We start from the raw sequence: 21,239 nt of genomic DNA on the forward strand, positions 1-21,239 counted from the left end.
TATGAATATTCGCACCTTCCCGATGAATATCGACAAGCTCCAGCTGAACATCAGCAGCGGCATGGTGGTTGCCTCGCGCCACTGGCGGCGAATCTGTCAGGCCACCCTGGCTAACTATGGTGTGTCCGAAGCCTGCGCCGTGCCTTTGTTACTGATCGTGCGCCTGGGCGACGGTGTCCGCCAGGTCACGGTGGCGCAGGCCGCTGGCCTGGAAAGCCCCTCACTGGTTCGCCTGCTCGACCAACTGTGCACCGCCGGCTACGTGGTGCGAACCGAAGACCCTACCGACCGCCGCGCCAAGGCCTTGAGCCTGACGTCCAGTGGCCGCGACCTGGCCGAGTCCATCGAAGGCGAGTTGGTACGCCTGCGCCGTGAAGTGCTCAAGGACATCGCCCCAGCGGACCTGGAGGCTGCACTGCGTGTGGTGCGTGCCTTCGAGGAAGCGGGACAGGGCACGCCCGGTGGTTACCCGTGAAAGGCTTTTTCAGCGATGTGCCCCCAGCCCGGGACTGGTTCTACGGCGTACGCACCTTCGCCGCCTCAATGATCGCCTTGTACATCGCCATGATCCTGCAGATGCCGCGTCCGTACTGGGCGATGGCGACCGTCTACATCGTTTCCAGTCCCTTCGTCGGCCCCACCAGTTCCAAGGCGGTGTACCGTGCGGTGGGGACGTTCACCGGCGCTGCGGCGGCGGTGCTGTTCGTGCCGCTGTTCGTGCAGACGCCGTTTCTGCTGGCCACGGTGATTGCCCTGTGGACCGGCACCCTGTTGTACCTGTCGTTGCACCTGCGCACTGCCAACAGCTACGCCTTCATGCTGTCGGGCTACACCCTGCCGTTGATCGCCCTGCCGGTGGTGGACAATCCCACGGCGGTGTTCGACATCGCCAGCTCGCGCTTTCAGGAGATCTGCCTGGGCATCGTCTGCGCCGCCGTGGTGGGCGCGATGTTCTGGCCGCGCCGGCTCACGCCGGTGTTCGTCGGTGCCGCTGGCAAGTGGTTCGACGATGCCGCCGGCTACAGCGATCACTTCCTGGCGCGGGACGTCAAAGGCGAGGACGTCGGCCCATTGCGCTCGGCCATGGTCGGCACGTTCAACTCGCTGGAAATGATGATCGGCCAGCTTCCCCACGAAGGGGCGCGGCCACAGCTGGTGCGCAATGCCAGGGAGCTGCGCGGGCGCATGATCCATCTGCTGCCGGTTATCGATGCGCTGGATGATGCCTTGTTCGCCATCGAGCGTCGCACCCCCGAATTGGTGGCACGCCTGGCGCCGGTCATGGTATCGGCCCGGCAATGGCTCAAGGCCAGCGTGGACGACCCCGATCAGGCCCGCTGGCAAGCGTTGCGCGATGAACTGCACGCCCTGCGGCCAACCCCTGAGCAATTGGATGACCGCCGCGAGCTGATGTTTTCCAATGCGGTGTACCGGTTGGGTGAATGGGTCGACCTGTGGCAGGACCTGCGCAGCCTGGAACTGGCGATCAAGACCGACAGCCGCCTGCCATGGCGAGCGGTCTACCGCCACTGGCGGCTGGGACGGCTCAAGCCGTTCCTGGACCGCGGGCTGATGCTGTATTCGGTGTTCTCCACGGTCACCGCGATCATCGTCGCATCGGTACTGTGGATTCTGCTGGGCTGGACCGACGGTGCCAGCGCAGTGATCCTGGCCGCCGTTGCTTGCAGTTTCTTCGCCGCCATGGACGACCCCGCACCGCAGATCTACCGGTTCTTCTTCTGGACCGTGATGTCCGTGGTGTTCGCCAGCCTCTACCTGTTCCTGGTGCTGCCCAACCTGCATGACTTTCCGATGCTGGTGCTGGCCTTCTCGGTGCCCTTCATCGTCGTCGGTACCTTGACCGTGCAGCCGCGGTTTTTCCTTGGCACCCTGCTGACCATCGTCAACACCTCGTCCTTCATCAGCATTCAGGGCGCCTACGACGCGGACTTCATGAATTTCGCCAACAGCAACCTGGCCGGTCCAGTGGGGCTGTTGTTCGCCTTCGTCTGGACCCTGGTGGTGCGGCCCTTCGGCGTGGAGCTGGCGGCCAAGCGCCTGACCCGGTTCAGCTGGCGTGATGTGGTGCACATCACCCGTCCGGCGAGCCTGGCCGAACAGCGCGCGATGGGCGTGCAGATGCTCGACCGGCTGATGCAGCACCTGCCACGCCTGACCATGACCGGCCAGGACACCAGCGCGGCACTGCGCGATGTCCGCGTGGCGCTGAACCTGCTCGACATGCAGGCCTACAGCCCGCGTGTGCCGGCTGCCGTACAGCCGTTGTTGCATCAGGTGATCGAAGAGGTGGGCGGGTATTTCCAGGCCTGTCGCAAAGCCGGTGAACGCCTGACCGCCCCGATGGGTCTGCTCATGACCATGGACCGCGCACGCCGTGGCTTGACGGTGCAAGCCATGGCCGAGGCCGAAGAGGCGCGCGAGCATCTGCTACATGCCTTGAGCGGCCTGCGCCTGGCATTGCTGCCGGGTACCGAAGTGGTCACCGAGGCGGGCGAGGCCGCCGAACAACTGCCGCATGGCATCGATGGAGCTCCGCTGTGATTGGTGAACTGGATATCAGCGGGATCTTCCTGCCCACCGTGCTGGTGATGATGGTGTTCACCTACGGCCTGTTTCTGTTGCTGCATGGCGTGCTCAACCGCCTGCATTTCTACCGCCTGGTCTGGCACCGGGCTCTTTTCAACGTCGCTCTCTACGCTGTGCTGCTTGGCGCGGTGGACGCTCTCTGTCGAAGCCTGATGCTATGAAAAAACCGATCCTTACCTTTGGCCGCCTGGTCTTGACCCTGCTGTTCGTGTGCCTGGCGGCGTTCATCGTCTGGCGCATGGTGATGTACTACATGTATGCGCCCTGGACCCGTGACGGCCATGTCCGCGCCGACATCATCCAGATCGCGCCGGATGTGTCCGGCCTGATCGAACACGTCAACGTGCACGACAACCAGCCGATCAAGGCCGGAGACGTGCTGTTCACCATCGATCAGGATCGTTTCCGCCTGGCCCTTCGTCAGGCCCAGGCGAGCATGGCCGAGCGCAAGGAAACCCTGGCCCAGGCCGAGCGTGAACTGCGGCGCAACCGTGGCCTGGGCAACCTGGTCGCCCGCGAGCAGCTCGAAGAGAGCCAGTCGCGGCAACTGCGTGCCCTGGCTGCGTTGTCCGAAGCCCAGGTCGCCGTGGATGCCGCTCAACTGAACCTCGATCGCTCGGTGATCCGCAGCCCGGTGGACGGCTTCATCAACGACCGCGCGCCACGCCCGCGCGAGTTCGTCACCGCAGGCCGCGCCGTGCTGGCCGTGGTGGATGGCACCTCGTTCCATATCGATGGCTATTTCGAAGAAACCAAACTGGGCGTGATTCACGTCGGCCAAGCCGTGGACATTCGCATGATGGGCGACAACACCCGTCTGCAAGGCCGGGTGCAGAGCATCTCGGCCGGCATCGAAGACCGCGATCGCAGCAGTGGCAGCAACCTGCTGCCCAACGTCAATCCGGCCTTTAGCTGGGTGCGCCTGGCGCAGCGGATTCCCGTGCGCATCGCCTTCGAAAGCCTGCCCGAGGGCTATCGCCTGATCGCCGGCCGCACGGCCACGGTGTCGATCATCGAAGACGGTGTGGTGGCGGGAGAGGCGCAATGAGCCAGGTCCTGCGTCTTTCCGCCCTCGCGGCGGCGCTGCTGTTGTCGGCCTGCCAGATGGTCGGACCCGACTACCATACCCCTGAGGAGGCGATGCTCAACCGAGCCGATTTGCAGGGCTCGCTGGCCGAAGGCGACAGCAATGTGGTGTCGGCGCCGGTCCCGCAGGACTGGTGGAAGCTGTACCACGACCCACGCCTGGATGCGCTGGTACGCCAGGCCATGGCATCCAACACCGACCTGCGCGTGGCGGCGGCGAACATTGCCCGCTCCCGTGCGCAGATCGAGCAGGCCCAGGCCGAAGGCGGCTTCGACTTCAATGCCAAGGCCGAGGCGCAGCGTTTGCAAGAGTCGGGCGAAGCGTTCCTGCTGACCGAAAAGCTGCCGGTGGATAACCTGGGCAGCGCGTCCATCAATCTGTCCTATCAGTTCGACCTGTGGGGGACGCTCAAGCGCGGCATCGAGGCGGCACGCGCCAACGCCGACGCCACCCAGGCCGCGGCGGATACGGCGCGCATTACCGTGGTAGCCGATGTGGTGCGCGCCTATACCCAGGTCTGCGCGGCCAACGAAGAATACGAGATCGCCCGGCATTCGCTCGAATTGCAGCAGGAAGGCGTGCAACTGACCCAGCGTCTGCGTGATGCCGGCCGTGGCGACGAAACCCAGGTCACGCGCTCCGAAACCCAATACAAGTCCCTGGGCGCGGAGCTGCCGCGCTATCAGGCATCGCGTCAGGCGGGCCTGTACAAATTATCGATGCTGCTGGCTACACCCGTCGCACAGCTGCCTGCCGACGTGGCCAGCTGCGCCGAGCTGCCGCGTATCAATCAGCTGATGCCGGTGGGCGATGGCGCCGCGCTGCTCAAGCGTCGTCCCGACATCCGCCAGGCCGAACGCCGCTTGGCGGCGGCCACCGCCAACATTGGCGTGGCCACCGGTCAGCTGTACCCGGACATCAGCATCGGCGCCACGGTCGGCACGGTGGGTATTCTCGATGACCTCGGGCATCCGGCAACCAATCGCTGGGGCATCGGCCCGCTGATCAACTGGAACGTGCCCACCAACGGCGCGCGGGCGCGGATTCGCGAGACCGAAGCTTCGACCCAGGCTGCGCTGGCCAATTTCGATGGGGTGGTGCTCAACGCCATTCGCGAGACCCAGACGGGCCTGGCGCAATACGCCGCCTTGCTGCAGCGCCGCGATGCCCTGGCCGACGCCGAGCGGTCGGCGCAGCAGGCGGCGGATCAGACCCATCAGTTTTTCCGGGCCGGCCGCGCATCGTTCCTGGCGGACCTGCAGGCAACGCGCACCTACACCGATGTGCGTGGCCAACTGGCGGCGGCGAACACCCAGGTGGCCATGGAACAGATCAACCTGTTCCTGGCCTTGGGCGGCGGTTGGGAAAGCGCCCGGCAGACGCCGGGCGCACGTTGAGGCTTAGAAGCCTTCCAGTACGATCTTGCCCTTGGCCGTGCCGCTTTCGATCAACTCGTGGGCGCGGATAAGATTGGCGGCGTTGATCACCCCATAGTGCTCGCCCAGGGTGGTGCGCAACACGCCGCTGTCGATCAGTTCGGCCACGCGCTCAAGCAGCTCGTGCTGCTTGATCATGTCCGGAGTCTGGAACAGCGAGCGCGTGAACATCAGCTCCCAGTGCAGCGACAGGGCCTTGCGCTTCATCGGCATCACGTCGAGGGTCTTCGGGTCGTCGATCAAGGCCAGCTGACCCTGAGGGCGCAAGGCTTCGATCAGTTGCTCGAAGTGCTTGTCGGTGTGGGTCAGGCTGGCCACGTGGTCGACCTGGCCAACCCCGATGGCTTCCAGCTGCGCCACCAGCGGCTGGCTGTGATCGATCACATGGTGAGCGCCCAGGTCGGTCACCCATTGACGTGTTTCATCCCGCGACGCCGTGCCGATCACGGTCAGCTTGGTCAGCTTGCGCGCCAATTGCGTGAGGATCGAGCCAACGCCACCTGCCGCACCGATGATCAGCAGGCTCTGGCCTTCGCCACCGCCCTCGGGCACGCCCAGACGGTCGAACAGCAATTCCCAGGCAGTGATCGAGGTCAGCGGCAGGGCGGCGGCGTGGGCGTTGTCCAGGCTTTGCGGCTTGTGCCCGACGATCCGCTCGTCCACCAGGTGCAGCTCGCTGTTGCTGCCCGGACGGTCGATGGCCCCGGCGTAGAACACGCTGTCACCGACCTTGAACAGGCTGACCTGATCGCCCACCTGCTGGACGATGCCGACCGCATCCCAACCCAGCACGCGCGGTTCGGTCACGGCAGCGCCGCTGCGCACCTTGGTGTCGACCGGGTTGACCGAAATGGCCTGGACCTGCACCAGCAGATCACGTGGGCCCGGTGTGGGCGCGGGCAGTTGCAGGTCGGTGAGCACGGAGGCTGCGCCGTTCTGGGTATAAGCGATGGCTTTCATCAGGGGATTTTCCAGGTGAGGTCTGTAGGATCGATGCGCCCTTGGCAAAGGGCGCTCGGTGGTCACGAAGATAGCGGAAGGTCAGGCGGAACGCATTTCCTGCGTGTCACGCTGCATCGACTGCAGGTTGCGCTCGATGTTTTCACAGAGCGAATCCATCTGGATCTGGTGTTCGCTGACCTTGAACGGGCTCTGCAAGTCGGTGCCGATGCGCTCGATGGCCAGCAGCATGAAACCGACCACGGTAGACGCCAGCGGTGTGAACCATTCCAGCGACTCTACCAGGCCGATCGGTACGATCAGGCAGAACACGGTGATGAACAGGCGAGGAAAGTAGACGTAAGGAAAAGGCAGTGGCGTGTTGGCGATACGCTCCATGCCACCCTGGCAGTTGGAGATGTCCACCAGTGTCGATTCCAGGCGCGCCAGGCGGATGCTGTCCAGGCGTCCGGCCTTGTATTCACGCGCCAACAGGGCGGCGGAGCCGGTGATGAGGTCGTTGGAAAAGTTGTTGGTGCTGTTGCGCCGTTCGAATTCCTCGGCGCTGATGAACGCTGCCACTTCCGGTGGGCAGGGTATGTGCCGTACGTGCGCCGCCAGGCAGTTCACGTAGGCCACGTGGCGCCGCAAAAGGGTGGCCTTGACCGGGTTCACGTCATCACCGACGTCGTCGATCAGGGTGAGCACCTGACGCGCGTAGCTGCGCGATGCGTTGACCAGCAGGCCCCACAATGTCCGAGCTTCCCACCAACGGTTGTACGCACTGCTGTTGCGGAAGCTGATCAATACGATCAGCGCCGAGCCCAGCAGGGTCAACGGCATGATCGGCAGGCTCAGCTTGGTGTTGAGGAACAGCATGAAGTCGACGGTGACCGCGATATCCCACAGCAGCAGCCAGAACAGAGACCAGCCGACATAGCCCATGGTCTTGATGATCAGACGGTATTTCTTGGCGATGGCTTCTTTCATAAGCGGACCTCAGGCGATGGGCGTGCCTAGGTCGGACGTCGACTTCGCAACAAGGTTCGTTGCAGCCAAACGAATGCCCGTTACCAGTTGCTACCGGCCGATACTGGCACTTCAGGCATGCCCGCGGCGGGCGAACAGCAGGCCAACGCCTGCCAGCCCCAGCAAGCCACCGCAGGCGCGATTGAAGCGACGTTTGGCCTGCGCTGTGTTCAGCCAGCGCTTGAGGTTCACGCCCAGGTACGCATACAGACCCACCGCGATCCACTCCAGTACCAGAAACAGCGCACCGAGTACGGCGAACTGGGCACCCACCGGTTGCTGCGGGTCGACGAACTGCGGCAGGAACGCGGTAAAGATGAGGATCGCCTTGGGGTTGCCCGCCGCGATGAGGAACTCGCGGCGCAGCATCAACCACAGGCTCGGACGGCTGGCCGTGGCGTCATCCGCCATGTCGGCGGGCTCACCGGTCCACAGGCTCCACGCCAGCCAGAGCAGGTACAGCGCGCCCACCGTCTTGATGACCAGGAACAACCACTCGGAAGCGAACAAGACCGCGGCCAGGCCCATGGCTGCCAGCGTGATCATCCCGCTGAAGGCCACCAGACGTCCGAAGCCTGCCAGGCAGGCGGCCTTGTAGCCGTGGTGGGCGGCATTGTTGATGGACAACAGGTTGTTGGGGCCTGGGGCCATGTTTAAGGCGAAGCAGGCGGGGATGAAGAGCAGGAGGGTGGTGAGGTCCATGGTGCTGTGTCTCTTGCGCAAAAAGGGCCGGGGTACTCGAACGTTGCTTTCGGAATGTAGAGAAACGCGTTGCCCACCGCAACGCCGATCTGCGCGAAGTGCTTTCACCGCCTTGAGGATTGGCCGGGTAATGATTCATGCCGCGATACATCAGCATCATTGGAGTTCTTATTGTCATGCGATCGGACTTTCTGTATGGACTGCGCTGTAATTTTAATGGTTCGCTTCCATAATAAGAGTGTGCAGTCCATGAGTGTTAGCGGATTGTTTGGTAGGAAAAATCTTAAGTAATTTTAGTTGGGATAAGTCGAGCTCGAAGAGCATATGAAACTGTAATTTATCAAGTAAATCATAGGCTTACATATTAAAACTTGACGTTAATATACGGCATCCCTATCATCGCGCCCCTTTCGAGTTGATACAAAGCCATTCTGGCATCAGGGATTGAATATGTGGTCAAGGGCAGGACGCCGTGCAAGTCCGTATTTCGCGGTATTGCTTTGTTGTGCAACTAAGGTCTTCGCGGCGCCCACTACACCGGGCGAGCAGGACTTCATTCGTGACCGTCAGGACCGCCTGCTGCAAGAGCAGCGGCAGCGCTTGGAGGACCTCAAGAACCTGCCTGGTGAACAACTCAGCGCTCCTGCGCCTCCAGCCGTGGAGGACACTCGCTGCTTCACCATCCAGCGTATCGACATCCAGGGCGCCGATGCCCTGGGTCCTGCCCAAAAGGCCGAACTCGTGCAACCGTACCTTGGCCAGTGCCTGGGTGTTGCGCAACTCAACGAATTGCTCGGGGTCGTCACCGATCGCTATCTGCAACTGGGCCTGGTCACCAGTCGTGCCTATCTGCCGCAACAGGACCTGTCGACCGGTACCCTCACGCTTCAAGTGGTTGAAGGCCGCCTGGAAGGCATTCGACCTGCCGATGACAGCGGGTTATCGCCACGGGAAGTGAACATGGCTTTTCCGGGCCATGTAGGCGAGCTGCTCGATTTGCGCGAAGTCGAGCAACTGGTCGACCAGCTCAATCGCCTGCCGTCCAACGGTGCGCAAATGGAGCTGGCGCCTGGCGAGGCGGTGGGGGGCAGTACCGTGCTGGTCAGGAACGCTGCACAAAAGCCTTGGCGTGCTTCGCTGTCGCGCAACAACGATGGCCAGCGCAGCACCGGTCAGCAGCAGTGGGGGGCGGGTCTGGATTGGGACAGCCCCTTGGGGCTCGCCGACCAGTTGGTACTGCGCGGCAGCCACGATGCGGTCAGCGACCACCATCGCAGCTCCAAAAGCACCACGGCGTACTACAGCGTGCCGTGGGGCTGGTGGAACTTCAATTATTCCTACAGCCAGAGCGAATACGGCTCGCAGGCTTATGGCAACGGCTTCGCCTTCAAGCAAAACGGTGACAGCCAGAATCATCAGTTTCGCGCAGAGCGCGTGATACATCGCGACTCGGTCAGCAAAACATCGATCAACGGCGGCCTGGCCTATCTGCGCAGCAACAACTACTTGAACGGCAACCGCCTGGAAGTCAGCAGCAACCGCATCAGCGAGGCCCAGTTCGGCATCAACCATGGCCGCCGTATCGGCAATGCGTTCGTCAACCTCGATCTGGGCATGCAGCAAGGCATAGGCGCTTTCGATGCGCAAAGTCGCCAGGTCGAACAGCACGGCGACCCCAACGACCGCTATCGCAAATACACCGCCACCGTGAGCTACCTGCAGGGCTTCAACCTGTGGGGCGAAACGTTCAGCTTCACCAGCCTGGCCACCGGTCAGCGCAGTGAAGATGTGCTGTTCAGCCCCCAACGCATGAGCTTGAGCGGACAGTCGTCGATGCGCGGCATCAAGGACCAGAACCTGTCCGGCGACAGCGGCGGCTATTGGCGCAATGACCTGCGCTGGACGCGTCCGGTCAACCTCGGCTGGTTGCGAACGGTCCTTTATGAATACGGCATCGGCCTGGGCTACGACCAGGGCGTGATTCGGGGCGATCGCTACAACGGCGACCAGCATGGTCGCGTGTCCAGCAACTCGGTCGAGTTGTTCGCCCGCGGCCAGCATTTCGCGACGTCGGTGACTTTCGCCCATTCGCTGGAACGCCCCGACGCGCTGAGCGATCGCGAAACCCCGATCTACTTTCGCCTCGACCTCTTTCTCTGATTTCACGTTTCAGTAGGTAATCGACATGGACGTTCGCCAGTTCGCTTTTCTGGCCCGACAAACTTCGGCCCGGATTCAGCCCCGTGAGCAATTCTGCGGCTTGCCCAAGCGCGCGCTGGCGTTGCTGCTGGCCAACGTCATGTTCTGGCAACCGCTGTGGGCGCAAGCCGAAGGCATCGTGGTCAGTGGTTCTGGGACCAACCTGCAACAGGCCGGCAACGGTGTGCCGATCGTCAACATTGCTACCCCCAATGCGACCGGTCTGTCCCATAACCAGTACAAGGATTACAACGTCGGCAGCCAGGGCGTGATCCTCAACAACGCCACCGGCCGCACCCAGAACACTCAACTGGGCGGCATCATCGTTGGCAATCCGAACCTGGCAGGCTCCGCCGCCAACGTCATTCTCAACGAAGTCACCGGCGGCAATCCCAGCCAGCTGCGTGGCTATACCGAAGTCGCCGGACAATCGGCCAAGGTCATTGTCGCCAACCCCTATGGCATGACCTGCAACGGCTGCGGTTTCATCAACACCCCGCAGGTGACCCTGACCACCGGCAAGCCGATCGTCGGGAACGGCCGGGTGCAACGCTATCAGGTCGATGGCGGCGCGATCTCCATCGACGGCCAGGGCCTGAACGCCAGCAATGTCGATGGTTTCGAAATCATCACCCGCTCGGCCCAGATCAATGCACAGATCAACGCGCGCAATCTCGCCATCGTGGCGGGTCGCAACGATGTCGACGCCGCGACCCTGCAGGCCACCGCCCGTACCGATGACGGCTCGGCCAAGCCGCAACTGGCCATCGACAGTTCCGCACTGGGCGGCATGTATGCCGGTGCGATCAAGCTGGTGGGCACCGAAGCCGGCGTCGGGGTGAAGCTGGCCGGTCATCTGGCGGCCAGCGCCGGTGACATCCAACTCGACGCCAACGGTCACCTGAGCCTGGCCCAGACGGCGGCCAGCGGTGCCGTAAACGTCACGGCGCAAAGCCTGGACGCCCAAGGCCCCGTCTACGCAGGCAGCCAGTTGCGGGCGCAGACCCGTGGCAACCTGACCATAAGCAACAACCTGGCCGCCCGCGACAGCATCACCCTGAGTAGCGGCGGGCAGTTGACCAACAGCGGCATCATCGAAGCCGGGATCAATGCGGACAACAGCCGCAATGCCCACGGTGACGTACACCTCGAGGCGCAAGCGTTCAGCAACCGCAACAGCGTGATCGCCAGCCGTAACCTGAAAGTCGTCAGCGCAGGTGCCATCGATAACCGCAACGGCTCCCTGAGCGGCGCCAACCTTGAGGCCCGCGCGGACCATCTGGACAACCGCAGCGGCCAGATCAGGGCGGCAGAGAGCGCCAGTGTCACCGCAAAAGATCTCGACAACCGTCAGGGCCGCATCACCAGCCAGAACCAGCTGAGCGTCAACGCCGTGACCGGCGACAACCGCACCGGCATCCTGCAAGGCGACCGCAGCCTGCAACTGGCCGTCGACCACCTGGACAACCAGCAAGGCCTGCTCAGCGGCCGTGGCACGGTTGATATCACTTCCAGCGGGCTGTTCGACAACCGCGCCGGAACCGTGATCGGCGACTCCCTGCTGCGGGTGCAGGCAGGCGCCATCGATAACCGCGAGGGTGAGATCGTCGGCCAGCAAGACGTCGAGGTCCGCACTGAGGGGTTGGATAACCAGAATGGCAAGCTGATCGCCCAAGGTGCGCTGCTGCTCACAGGCGCGCACCTGGACAACCGCCAGAACGGGTTGGTGGCGGCCACCCAGGCGTTGAACGTGCACGTCGACACCCTGGACAACCGTGGCGGCGAATTGTCTTCGCAAGCGGACATCGAGCTGTCCGGTGACCAACTCGACAACGACGATGCCGGCCAGGTATTGGCCCAAGGCAGCCTGATCCTCGCCTACGCCAACGTCCTCAACCGTGCCAAGGGCCTGCTGTCCGGCAAAGCCGGTATCAACCTGCGAGCAGACAGCCTGGACAACAGCGGTGGGCGCCTGCTCAGCCAGCGCAACACCGATCTTCTGCTCACCGGTGCGGCCCTCAACCAGAAAGGTCTGATCAGCAGCGAGGGGGCGTTGCACCTGAACGTCGGCAGCCTCGACAACACGGGCGGCAAGCTGTCCAGTGCAGGCCTGCTGACCCTGGACAGCCGCGGCCTGATCTTGAACCGCGGTGGCGAACTGGTCACCGATCAAGGCCTGACCCTTTCCAGCGCCAGCCTGGACAACAGCCAGGGCGGCCGCATCAGCGGCAAGGGTGCAGTGAAGCTGACGACCGGTGCGTTCAACAACGATGGCGGGGAGGTCAGCAGTGCCAGCACCCTCGATCTGAGCGCGCAGCAGGTCAGCAACCTCGGCGGCCGCATCGGCAGCCAGTTCGCCCTGACGGCCACTCTGCAAGGACTGGCCACGCGGGCGGGGCAGTTTTTCAGCAACAGCGCCCTGACGCTGGACCTCAACGGCGGTGACCTGGACAACCGTCAAGGCCTGCTCAACGCACCGGAGCTGACCTTGCGCAACGTCGGCGCCGTGTACAACCAGGGCGGTGAAATCTCCAGCGGTCAGGCCTTCACCCTCAAAGCCCGCAGCCTGGACAACAGCGCGGGCAAGCTGCTCAGCAACCAGACCCTGACCCTGCACATCGAACAGGCCCTGGCCAACCTCAAAGGCCAGATTGCCGCCGCCGCGCTCAGCGTACAGACCGGTAGCCTGGACAACAGCGAAGGCGTGCTCACCAGCCGCAGCGATCTGAACCTGACCAGCCAGGGCAGCCTGCTCAACCGCAACAATGGCCTGATCAACGCGGCAACCGTGCTGGGCATCCACAGCGCCGACCTCGACAACCAGGGCGGCCAGTTGCTCGGCAACCGCGCTGTGCGTCTGGATCTCAACGGCGGCACGCTGAACAACAGTGCTGGCTTGATCAACGGCGAAGGCCCTCTGACCTTCAACCGCATCGGCGCCGTCGACAATCGCAACGGCGAAATTTCCAGCAATCAGAGCTACACCCTGACCAGTGCCCAGCTCGACAACCGTGCTGGCAAAGTCATCAGCAGCGGCCAGTTGTCCGTCATCAGCGGCGCCATCATCAACCGCAATGGCCTGCTGTCCGGTTGGCAGGGTGTGAGCCTGCAGGGCAGCAGCCTGGACAACCGCGACAACGGCACCGTTTCCAGCCGCGATGGCAACCTGGCAGTCAACCTGAGCGGGGCGCTGCTCAACAGCAACGCCGGTGCGCTGGCCAGTGCCGGACGTCTGGACATCGACAGTGCCCGCCTGGACAACAGCCAAGGCGGCATTCTGAGCAGCGGCGCCGGGCAAAGCCTGACCGTGCAAGACACGCTCGACAACAGCGAAGGCGGTCTGATCGACAGCGGCGCAGAACTGACCGTTCGAGCCACAGACCTGAGCAACCGCGCCGGGACCGTCAACAGCCAGCAGGGCCTGAGCTTTACCGGTACGCAACTGGACAATACCAGTGGCCAATGGGCCAGCAACGGCAGCATCACGCTCGACTTGCTGGGGACCCTGATCAACGCTCAAGGCAAATTCGCCAGCGGCGGCCCTCTGCGCATTCAGCGCGCTGCGCACATCGACAACCAAGGTGGGCAACTGGTCAGCAAAAGTCTGCTGAGCCTGCTCACCGGCAGCCTGGACAACCGCAACCGTGGCACGCTGGCGGCGCTCGATCAACTGACCGTGGACGCCAGCGGTACCGTACAGAACGGCGCCGACGGTTTGATCTACAGCCAGAATGGCGCCGTCAGCCTCAGCGCCGCTGAGCTGGAAAACGGCGGGGGTGCCGTACAGAGCCAGACCGGCCTGACGCTGCACACCCGTGGCGCGGTCAACAACGCCAACGGTCGTCTCATCGCCCAGAACGGCGACCTGGTACTGAACGCCGGGAGCCTGGACAACCGCGGCGGCATCCTTTCCAGCCTGCGCGGCGCTCTTGAAGCGCGCATGGCCGGTAGCCTGCTCAACGCTCAAGGCACCCTGCAAGGCCAGCGCCTGACCTTGTTGGCCCTGGCCGGCCTCGACAACCAGAATGGCCGCATCGCCGCGCAGAGTGGCGACGCCAGCATCACCACCGCTGACCTTAACAACAGCGCAGGCGGCCTGTATGCAAAAGGTCTGATCGACGTCAACGCCAATACCCTCACCAACGCCGGCCAGATTGCCGGCGGCCGTGTGCGTTTTGCCCTGGGCGGTACGCTGATCAACCGCTCCGGCATCATCGAAAGCGACTCCTTCTTCGACATCACCGCGGCCAACCTCGATAACCAGGGCGGCACCCTGCGCGCACTCGGCACGGACGGCGCCTCGGTGTATCGCGTGGGCGGTGTGCTGGATAACCAGAGTGGCGTGATCGAGATGGCGAACGCCGATCTGACGGTCGACGCAGGCAGCTTCCGCAATACCAACGGCTCTCTGCTGCACGTAGGCCTGGGTGAATTCAATATCTCCAGCGCCAACGTCACCGCCGCTGGTGGCAGCCTGGTCACCCGTGGTGGCCTCACCCTCAATGCCGACAGCTGGACCAACAGCGGCGTGCTGCAAGCCGGGCGCCTGACCATCAAGGTCGGCAACTTTCACCAGACTGCCAGCGGCCAGTTGCTCGCTTCGCAGAGCCTGCGCGGTGAAGGTGTCAACTGGAGCAACGACGGCAAGCTGGCCAGTGACGGTGACCTCTGGCTTGGGCTCAGCGGTACCTATTCGGGCAATGGCCGCGTCACCAGCCTGGGCAACCTGCAGATCGACGCCGCCCAGCTGCAACTCGCGACCCCGGCCAGCATCACCTCCGGCGCTGGCTTGCAGCTGGGCGTTGGCGGCACCTTGCTTAATCGGGGCCGCATCACTTCTGTGGATGACGCCGTGATCACGGCCGGCAACATCGACAACTACGGCACCCTCGGCAGTGCCCGATCCCTCACGCTCAAGACCGGCGCCTTGCTCAACGAGCGGGGACTGCTCTTCAGCGGCGGTGACATGGGCTTGCAGGTCGACACCTTCACCAACCGCTACGCCGACGTCTACAGCCTGGCCAATCTGCGCATTGATCGCGACGGCAATGGCGGCCACGCCAACCTGATTCGCAACAGCTCCTCGACGCTGCAAAGTGACGGCAGCATGAGCCTGGCTGCCAGTACCATCGAAAACGTGCGCGAAGTGCTCACCGTCAATGACGCCGGCATCTACACCGGCAAGATCTACCAGGTGGCCTGTATCGAGGGCGTCAACGCCGGCGACTGTTCGGGCAAACGCAATTTCGTCTTCGAAGTCCTGGAACGCCAAAAGCTGGAAGTCACCCAAGCGAGCCAGGCATCGAGCATCACCGCAGGCGGCAACCTGAGTTTCAACGGCGGCGACCTGCTCAACCAGAGCAGCACCATTGCCACGGGCGGCAACCTGAACGCCTCGGTCACCAACCTATTCAACCGCGGCATCGAAACGGGCGACACCGAATACGTGCGCACCTTCCGCACCAACCGCCAGCGGGGCGGACGCGGGCTGATCAGGGCAGCCAATGCTTTCAACGAACAGTACTGGCTTGAAGGCGCTCGTTACGACGCCAACAACCTGAGCGGCCTGGAAGCGGGTATCAGCAACTTCCTGGCCTACACGGAGACCGAGCTTCCCCAGTACGCCCGTGTGACGCAACTGGCAACCAGTGATCAACGCTACGCGGCTGTCATTCAGGCGGTTGGTGACGTCAACATCACTACTCAGAACAACTTCGACAACAGCGTGGTACGCAACGACTACCACTACGTCAGCAGCGGCACCCGCACCGACACCGGTGCGTCAGGCAGCGATTTCAGTACTCGAGTCAGTCTCGACGCGCAGCTGCCACCCGATCTCGCCCAGCAACAGATCAACCCGCTGTCTCTGCCGGGCTTCAGCTTGCCCAGTGGAGAACATGGCCTGTTCCGTCTCAGTGACCTAGCCGCCACGGACACCGCCGCCAAACAGGCCGATGCCGCCCCGCACAGCTGGACCATTGGCGGCGCGAGCATCGATGCAGCCCAGCGCACCCAGACCGCCGACACCAGCGAGGGCCGTACCGTTCAGGTGGAGGGTCAAGTCGCTTCTCATCAGGCAATGGACGGTCACGTACCCGGCTCTATCAACCGCGTCCAAGGCCTGCCCGAAACCCAGAGCACCTCACCGGCGCACAAATACCTGATTGAAACCAATCCGGCACTCACCAACCTCAAGCAATTCCTGAGCTCGGACTACCTGCTGGCAGGGCTGGGCTACAACCCGGACGAAAGCGCCAAGCGCCTGGGCGACGGCTTCTACGAACAGAAGCTGATCCAGCAGGCGCTGGTTGCCCGTACCGGCCAACGCTTCATCGACGGCCAGCACTCCGACGAAGCGCTGTTCAAGTACCTGATGAACAATGCCATCGCCAGCAAGCAGCAACTGGGTCTGTCGGTCGGTACCACGTTGACCTCGGCGCAAGTCGCAGCACTGACCCACGACATCGTCTGGCTGGAAGAGTACAAGGTCAACGGCCAAAACGTGCTGGTGCCCGTGCTGTACCTGGCCCAGGCCAACAACCGCCTCGGCCCCGACGGCGCGCTGATCGCCGGTCGCGACGTCAACCTGGTTTCCGGTAACGACCTCACCAACGCAGGCACCCTGAAAGCCAGCAACAACCTCAGCGCCAACGCTGGCAACAACCTGGTCAACAGCGGCCTGGTACAGGCCGGCGGCCGACTTGACCTGCTGACGGGCAACACCCTCGTCAACAAGGCCGGCGGCGTGATCACCGGTCGCGACGTGAGCCTGACCGCCGTCAACGGCGACGTGATCAACGAGCGCACGGTCACCAGCCATCAAAGCACTAGCGGCTACCGCAGCGAACGCAGGGACTTCGCGGACACGGCCGCTCGGATCGAGGCGGCGAATGATCTGAGCGTGTGGGCGGGGCGGGATGTCAATGATGTGGGTGGGGTGTTGCAAGCTGGCCAGGATCTGACCATCAGCGCCGGACGTGACGTCAACGTGACGAGTGCGCAGTCCGTGAACAGCAACCTGCTAGGAACTCGGGCCGGTACCGAAGCCGTCAAGCAGAGAGGCTCGATGCTGACCGCGGGTCGCGATGTATCCGTCAGCGCAGGGCGTGATGTGACGTCGATCGCCAGCCAGATCGATGCCAAGCGCAATGTCGCCATGTCCGCCACCGAAAACCTGACCTTGGCCAACGCGGCAGACGAAACCCATTCTTACAGCAACTCACGCAAAGTCACCGCGCGTGAAGACCATGTCAGCCAGGTAGGCAGCAGCGTGTCGGCGGCTGGCAATGTGGCGTTGTCGGCCGGCAAGGATCTGGACATCATCGCCAGTCGTGTGACTGCTACCGACGAAGCGTACTTGTATGCCGGTAACGACCTGAACGTGGCATCTGCGCAAAATACGGATTATTCGTACTACTCGAAAACCAAGAAGGGGTCGTTTGGCAAGACCCGTTCGCGAATGACAGAAAGCGACAGGGCGGGAGTTATTTCGTCATCCATCCAGGCGGGCAGTGATGCCACATTGGTTGCCGCGCGCGATATCAATGTCACCGGCTCAGCGGTGGTCACAGACAAAGGCGGCTTGTCAGTGCTAGCGGGCAACGATGTCAACCTCGGTGCAGCCCAAAGCAACTTCTATTCTGCAAGTGCCAAGTCCAAATCCGGCGGTCTGGGTCTTTCAACTACCAGCAAGATAAAAAAAGATGCATCGGCTGAGACCGTACTGGTAGGCGCTACCTTGAGCGGAAATACCTCCACCGTTCAGGCAGGGCATGACGTTGTGGTATCCGCCAGCAATGTGATTTCCACTGAAAACACCAATATCCACGCACGCAACGACATCAAGGTGGAAAGCGCCGCCGAAGGTTTCAGCTCGCAACACAGCCAGTCCACCAAAAAGTCCGGCTTGCTGAGCCCTGGCGGCATCGGGGTTACGCTTGGGACCTCCAAGAATACCGTGACCCAGGCTAGTGATGGGCAAACCCAGAAGGGCAGCACCATCGGCAGCGTGCGGGGCGATGTCAACATGACGGCAGGCAAGGATATGTCGATCACGGCTTCGGATGTCGTGGCTGGCAATGACATCAACCTTATTGGTCGGAATGTGAGCATCGCTCAAGCGCAGAACCAGACCAACTACAGGCAGACTCAGGAAAACAAGAAAAGCGGCTTGACCTTGGCACTGTCTGGCGCCGTTGGCGAGGCGGCCAATTCCACGGTGCAGAATGCGAAAGCGGCTAACGAGGAGGAGAACTCTCGCCTTGCAGCCCTGCAAGGCGTCAAGGCAGCTCTCAATGGCTATCAGGCCTACCAAGGGGCGCAAGCGCTTGAGTCGGGGGCGCAGCCTGGAAGTATGTTCGGTGTGAGTCTGTCGCTAGGTACCCAGAAATCCAGTGCCAAGCAGGTGCAACAGCAAAGCATCAGCCAAGGCAGTAGCGCCACGGCGGGCAACAACCTGAATGTTATCGCCACTGGCAGTACTGACGGTAGCGGCGGCGATATCACGGTCGTCGGCAGCAAGCTCAAGGCCGTTGGTGACATGTTGCTGGCCGCCAACCAGGACATCCACTTGGCAGCGGGAGCCAATACCCAGAAACTTGAAGGCTCCAACAGCAGCAGTGGGGGTGCCGTCGGCGTTAGTGTTGGGGTAGGGGCCAATGGTGCAGGCCTGAGCGTGTTTGCCAACGGCAACAGCAGCTCTGGCAAGGAAAGAGGTAACGGCACCAGCTGGACCGAAACTACGCTTGATGCTGGCAACAAGCTGACGCTCAAAAGCGGTCGCGACACTCTACTTGAAGGCGCCCAGGCCAATGCGCGGCAAGTAGTTGCCGACATAGGTCGCGACCTGACCATGTCCAGTCTGCAGGACACCGACAAATACGATTCCAAACAGACCAGTATCAGCGGTGGCGCAAGCTTCACCTTTGGCAGCATGACGGGCGGTGGCTCAGTCAACTTCAGTAAGAGCAAACTCAACTCAGATTTCAGCAGCGTGCAGGAGCAGACCGGCCTGTTTGCAGGAAAAGGCGGCTATCAAGTCAGTGTCGCCAACCACAGCCAACTCAACGGCGCCGTGATCGGCAGCACCGCTACCGCCGACAAGAACAGCATGAGTACCGGCACACTGGGTTGGACTCACCTGCGCAACGAGGCGGAGTATGCAGCCACCCATCAAAGCGTTAACGCGAGTACTGGTGGCAACCCAGCCTCTATATTCACGAACAATACGGGCAACGTACTGCTAGTCGGCGCCAACAACGATGGCAGTGATCACAGCACCACCTCCGCGGCCGTATCCAACGGCACCTTGGTGGTCCGCGATACTGCGGCCCAGCAGCAGGATGTGTCCACGCTCAGCCGAGACGTCGAGCACGCCAACCATGCACTGAGCCCGATATTCGACAAGGAAAAGGAACGCTACCGGCTTCGCCAGGCCCAGCTGATTGGAGAGATCGGTAACCAGACGATGGACATTGTGCGCACGCAGGGCGAGATCGTCGCCACCCGCGAAGCACAGGAACATTTGAGCACCGAGCAGAAAGCCATGCCGGGCGCAGATCCGAATGCGTCCTACAAAGACCGGCAAGAATACATCGAAGTGCTGCAGTCAACCGGCGCCTACAAGGACGCCATGGCGGCATACGGCACGGGCAGCAGCCTGCAGCAAGCGGTCCAAGCTGTCACTGCCGCAGTGCAAGGGTTGGCTGGGGGGGACATTGGGCAGGCGATTACAGGAGCTTCTGCGCCATACCTTGCGAAGCAGATCAAGGACATCACGGGCCCAGACACCAGTGCCAACCTCATGGCCCACGCCGTACTGGGTGCAGTGCTTGCCAAATCACAAGGCAATGAAGCATTGGCGGGAGCCGCAGGCGCCAGCATTGGTGAGTTGATCGCCAAACAACTTTATCCAGACAAGCAACCCAAGGACCTGACTGAAACCGAGAAGCAGACAGTTTCAGCTCTCTCCACGCTGGCAGGCGGCTTGGCAGCTGGGTTGCTGGCAGGCGATGCGGCGGGCGCGGTTGCCGGAGGCAGTGCCGCTCAAAATGCGGTCAACAACAACCATCTAAGCACCGTGGACACGGTTGCTTTGGGTCAGTTGGAGCAGAAATACAAAGCATCGTGCGCAGATTCAGGCGTCGCGGGGTGCCAGAAGCTGGCTACGCAGATAAATGCGCTGAGAGCCAAAGGCGATAGCATCCTAAAGCGTGAGGCCGAGGCCGTGGCTGCGGACTTTGGCCACGATGTGGATTACGTCACTCAACCCGGCGACCTGAAACCCTGCGCCAACGCCCCTAGCGGTCAATGCCGTGTGACCGACAAAACGGTCGTGACTGCGCAGGGTGAAGAGTGGGTGTTGGAGCCTCTCAACGACGAGCAGGCAGTGGTCGCTCGAGCGCAAGCTGCGGTGCAGGCGGCCAATCTCAAGACCCAGCTCAAAGAAATCTCCGAAGAGCTCTATACGACGGGTTGTGGCAGTTTTGGCGCCGCAGCGTTCGGCTGCCAAACGGCTACCGCCGCGGGCATGAGCAGCCCGATCACAGGATTGCAGGCATCGACGGAAGATCGCGTGCTGGCAGGTGCACAGGCCATCTTGGGTGCCATTGGACTCGGGGCTGGGCTATATTCGAGTTGGAAGGGGGTTGAAGGAGCGCAAGGGGTCGCTTCGAAAAATGTGAATGCGACAGGCGCGCTGACGGATGCTGAGGCGGGTGCGCTTGTTGAGAGGGGGGGGGTAGGTGCAAAAGCGACAGCGGAAGCTCCCAAGCCGACGAGCATTACCAAAGTTACGGAAGAGATGAAGGCCGATCCTTACCATCCGGATTGGCAGCGGTACGCAGGTAATGAGCTTAGAGCAGTCGGGGCGGATGTTGTGAGCGGAGGTTCAAAAGGAATTCAAAAACTTCCTGATCTTGGGGGAGTTGATGCGTTTCTTGGCTCTCAAACAGCAAGCCTAAATAAGAAATTGGGCACGAAGATTGGTGAGGGTAGGTTGCCTTACGAGATGAGTCGCGCCGGTGTCGAGCGGGCTAAGCTGGCAGTGAAAGAAACATTAGAAAATATAACGGCTGTCAGTAAAGTGATTCCTAGCTCCAGTGTTCGAGGAAGTTATGATCTAATTCATATCTACAGTTCCAAGACCAATAGCACTGTGAGTCTGCGAGTGTTGCCAGATGGAAAGTATGATTTTGATACTTTGATTCCGGATAAATCCTCAAAGTTTTAGGCAGGGGGTA

General features: G+C 62.1%; 10 protein-coding genes. 7 read left to right on the forward strand and 3 right to left on the reverse strand.

Features of this window, described 5'->3' with window-relative positions; translation table 11 throughout:
- Positions 1-22: 22 nt before the first annotated feature.
- The 5 genes from AC788_RS02105 to AC788_RS02125 are packed head-to-tail and all read left to right on the forward strand — an operon-like array spanning position 23 to position 5,091.
- Entirely contained in the window at positions 23-475 is a 453-nt protein-coding gene (locus AC788_RS02105; RefSeq protein WP_049859010.1) for a MarR family winged helix-turn-helix transcriptional regulator, read from the forward strand.
- On the forward strand, positions 472-2,562 hold the full coding sequence (locus tag AC788_RS02110) for an FUSC family protein (protein ID WP_049858990.1): 2,091 nt from the start codon (positions 472-474) through the stop codon (positions 2,560-2,562). The genes AC788_RS02105 and AC788_RS02110 overlap by 4 nt, the downstream gene beginning before the upstream one ends.
- Complete coding sequence (locus AC788_RS02115; RefSeq protein ID WP_049858991.1) at positions 2,559-2,768, forward strand: DUF1656 domain-containing protein; 210 nt, start codon at positions 2,559-2,561, stop codon at positions 2,766-2,768. Before AC788_RS02110 ends, AC788_RS02115 begins: the two co-directional genes overlap by 4 nt.
- Positions 2,684-3,655, forward strand: coding sequence for an efflux RND transporter periplasmic adaptor subunit (locus AC788_RS02120; protein WP_442965508.1), 972 nt, complete (start codon positions 2,684-2,686; stop codon positions 3,653-3,655). Before AC788_RS02115 ends, AC788_RS02120 begins: the two co-directional genes overlap by 85 nt.
- Positions 3,652-5,091, forward strand: a complete 1,440-nt coding sequence (locus tag AC788_RS02125) for an efflux transporter outer membrane subunit (RefSeq protein ID WP_049858993.1) — start codon at positions 3,652-3,654, stop codon at positions 5,089-5,091. The genes AC788_RS02120 and AC788_RS02125 overlap by 4 nt, the downstream gene beginning before the upstream one ends.
- Positions 5,092-5,094: 3 nt before the next feature.
- Here AC788_RS02125 and AC788_RS02130 read toward each other — a convergent pair whose 3' ends face one another.
- From AC788_RS02130 to AC788_RS02140, 3 genes are all read right to left on the reverse strand, one after another.
- Positions 5,095-6,090, reverse strand: a complete 996-nt coding sequence (locus tag AC788_RS02130; protein WP_049858994.1) for a zinc-binding alcohol dehydrogenase family protein — start codon at positions 6,088-6,090, stop codon at positions 5,095-5,097.
- Positions 6,091-6,171: 81 nt separating this feature from the next.
- Positions 6,172-7,059 (reverse strand): bestrophin family protein, encoded by an 888-nt coding sequence (locus tag AC788_RS02135; protein WP_049858995.1) that lies wholly within the window; start codon positions 7,057-7,059, stop codon positions 6,172-6,174.
- Between the two features lie 111 nt (positions 7,060-7,170).
- Positions 7,171-7,800, reverse strand: a complete 630-nt coding sequence (locus AC788_RS02140) for a LysE family translocator (protein ID WP_049858996.1) — start codon at positions 7,798-7,800, stop codon at positions 7,171-7,173.
- Positions 7,801-8,250: 450 nt separating this feature from the next.
- Here AC788_RS02140 and AC788_RS02145 point away from each other — a divergent pair, with 450 nt between their 5' ends.
- Together AC788_RS02145 and AC788_RS21910 are read left to right on the forward strand one after the other, a co-directional pair.
- Positions 8,251-9,960, forward strand: coding sequence for a ShlB/FhaC/HecB family hemolysin secretion/activation protein (locus tag AC788_RS02145; protein ID WP_082223540.1), 1,710 nt, complete (start codon positions 8,251-8,253; stop codon positions 9,958-9,960).
- 25 nt (positions 9,961-9,985) lie between these two features.
- Positions 9,986-21,229, forward strand: coding sequence for a hemagglutinin repeat-containing protein (locus AC788_RS21910; protein WP_049858998.1), 11,244 nt, complete (start codon positions 9,986-9,988; stop codon positions 21,227-21,229).
- Positions 21,230-21,239: the final 10 nt, after the last annotated feature.

The sequence above is a fragment of the Pseudomonas sp. RIT-PI-a genome (assembly GCF_001187875.1).
GTDB lineage: Bacteria > Pseudomonadota > Gammaproteobacteria > Pseudomonadales > Pseudomonadaceae > Aquipseudomonas > Aquipseudomonas coleopterorum.

Bases quoted from the DNA above. Each gene is read 5' to 3' on its own strand.
- AC788_RS02105 (WP_049859010.1), top strand. From the start codon at position 23: ATGAATATCGACAAGCTCCAGCTGAACATCAGCAGCGGCATGGTGGTT.
- AC788_RS02125 (WP_049858993.1), top strand. From the start codon at position 3,652: ATGAGCCAGGTCCTGCGTCTTTCCGCCCTCGCGGCGGCGCTGCTGTTG.
- AC788_RS02130 (WP_049858994.1), bottom strand. From the start codon at position 6,090: ATGAAAGCCATCGCTTATACCCAGAACGGCGCAGCCTCCGTGCTCACC.
- AC788_RS02135 (WP_049858995.1), bottom strand. From the start codon at position 7,059: ATGAAAGAAGCCATCGCCAAGAAATACCGTCTGATCATCAAGACCATG.
- AC788_RS02140 (WP_049858996.1), bottom strand. From the start codon at position 7,800: ATGGACCTCACCACCCTCCTGCTCTTCATCCCCGCCTGCTTCGCCTTA.
- AC788_RS02145 (WP_082223540.1), top strand. From the start codon at position 8,251: ATGTGGTCAAGGGCAGGACGCCGTGCAAGTCCGTATTTCGCGGTATTG.
- AC788_RS21910 (WP_049858998.1), top strand. From the start codon at position 9,986: ATGGACGTTCGCCAGTTCGCTTTTCTGGCCCGACAAACTTCGGCCCGG.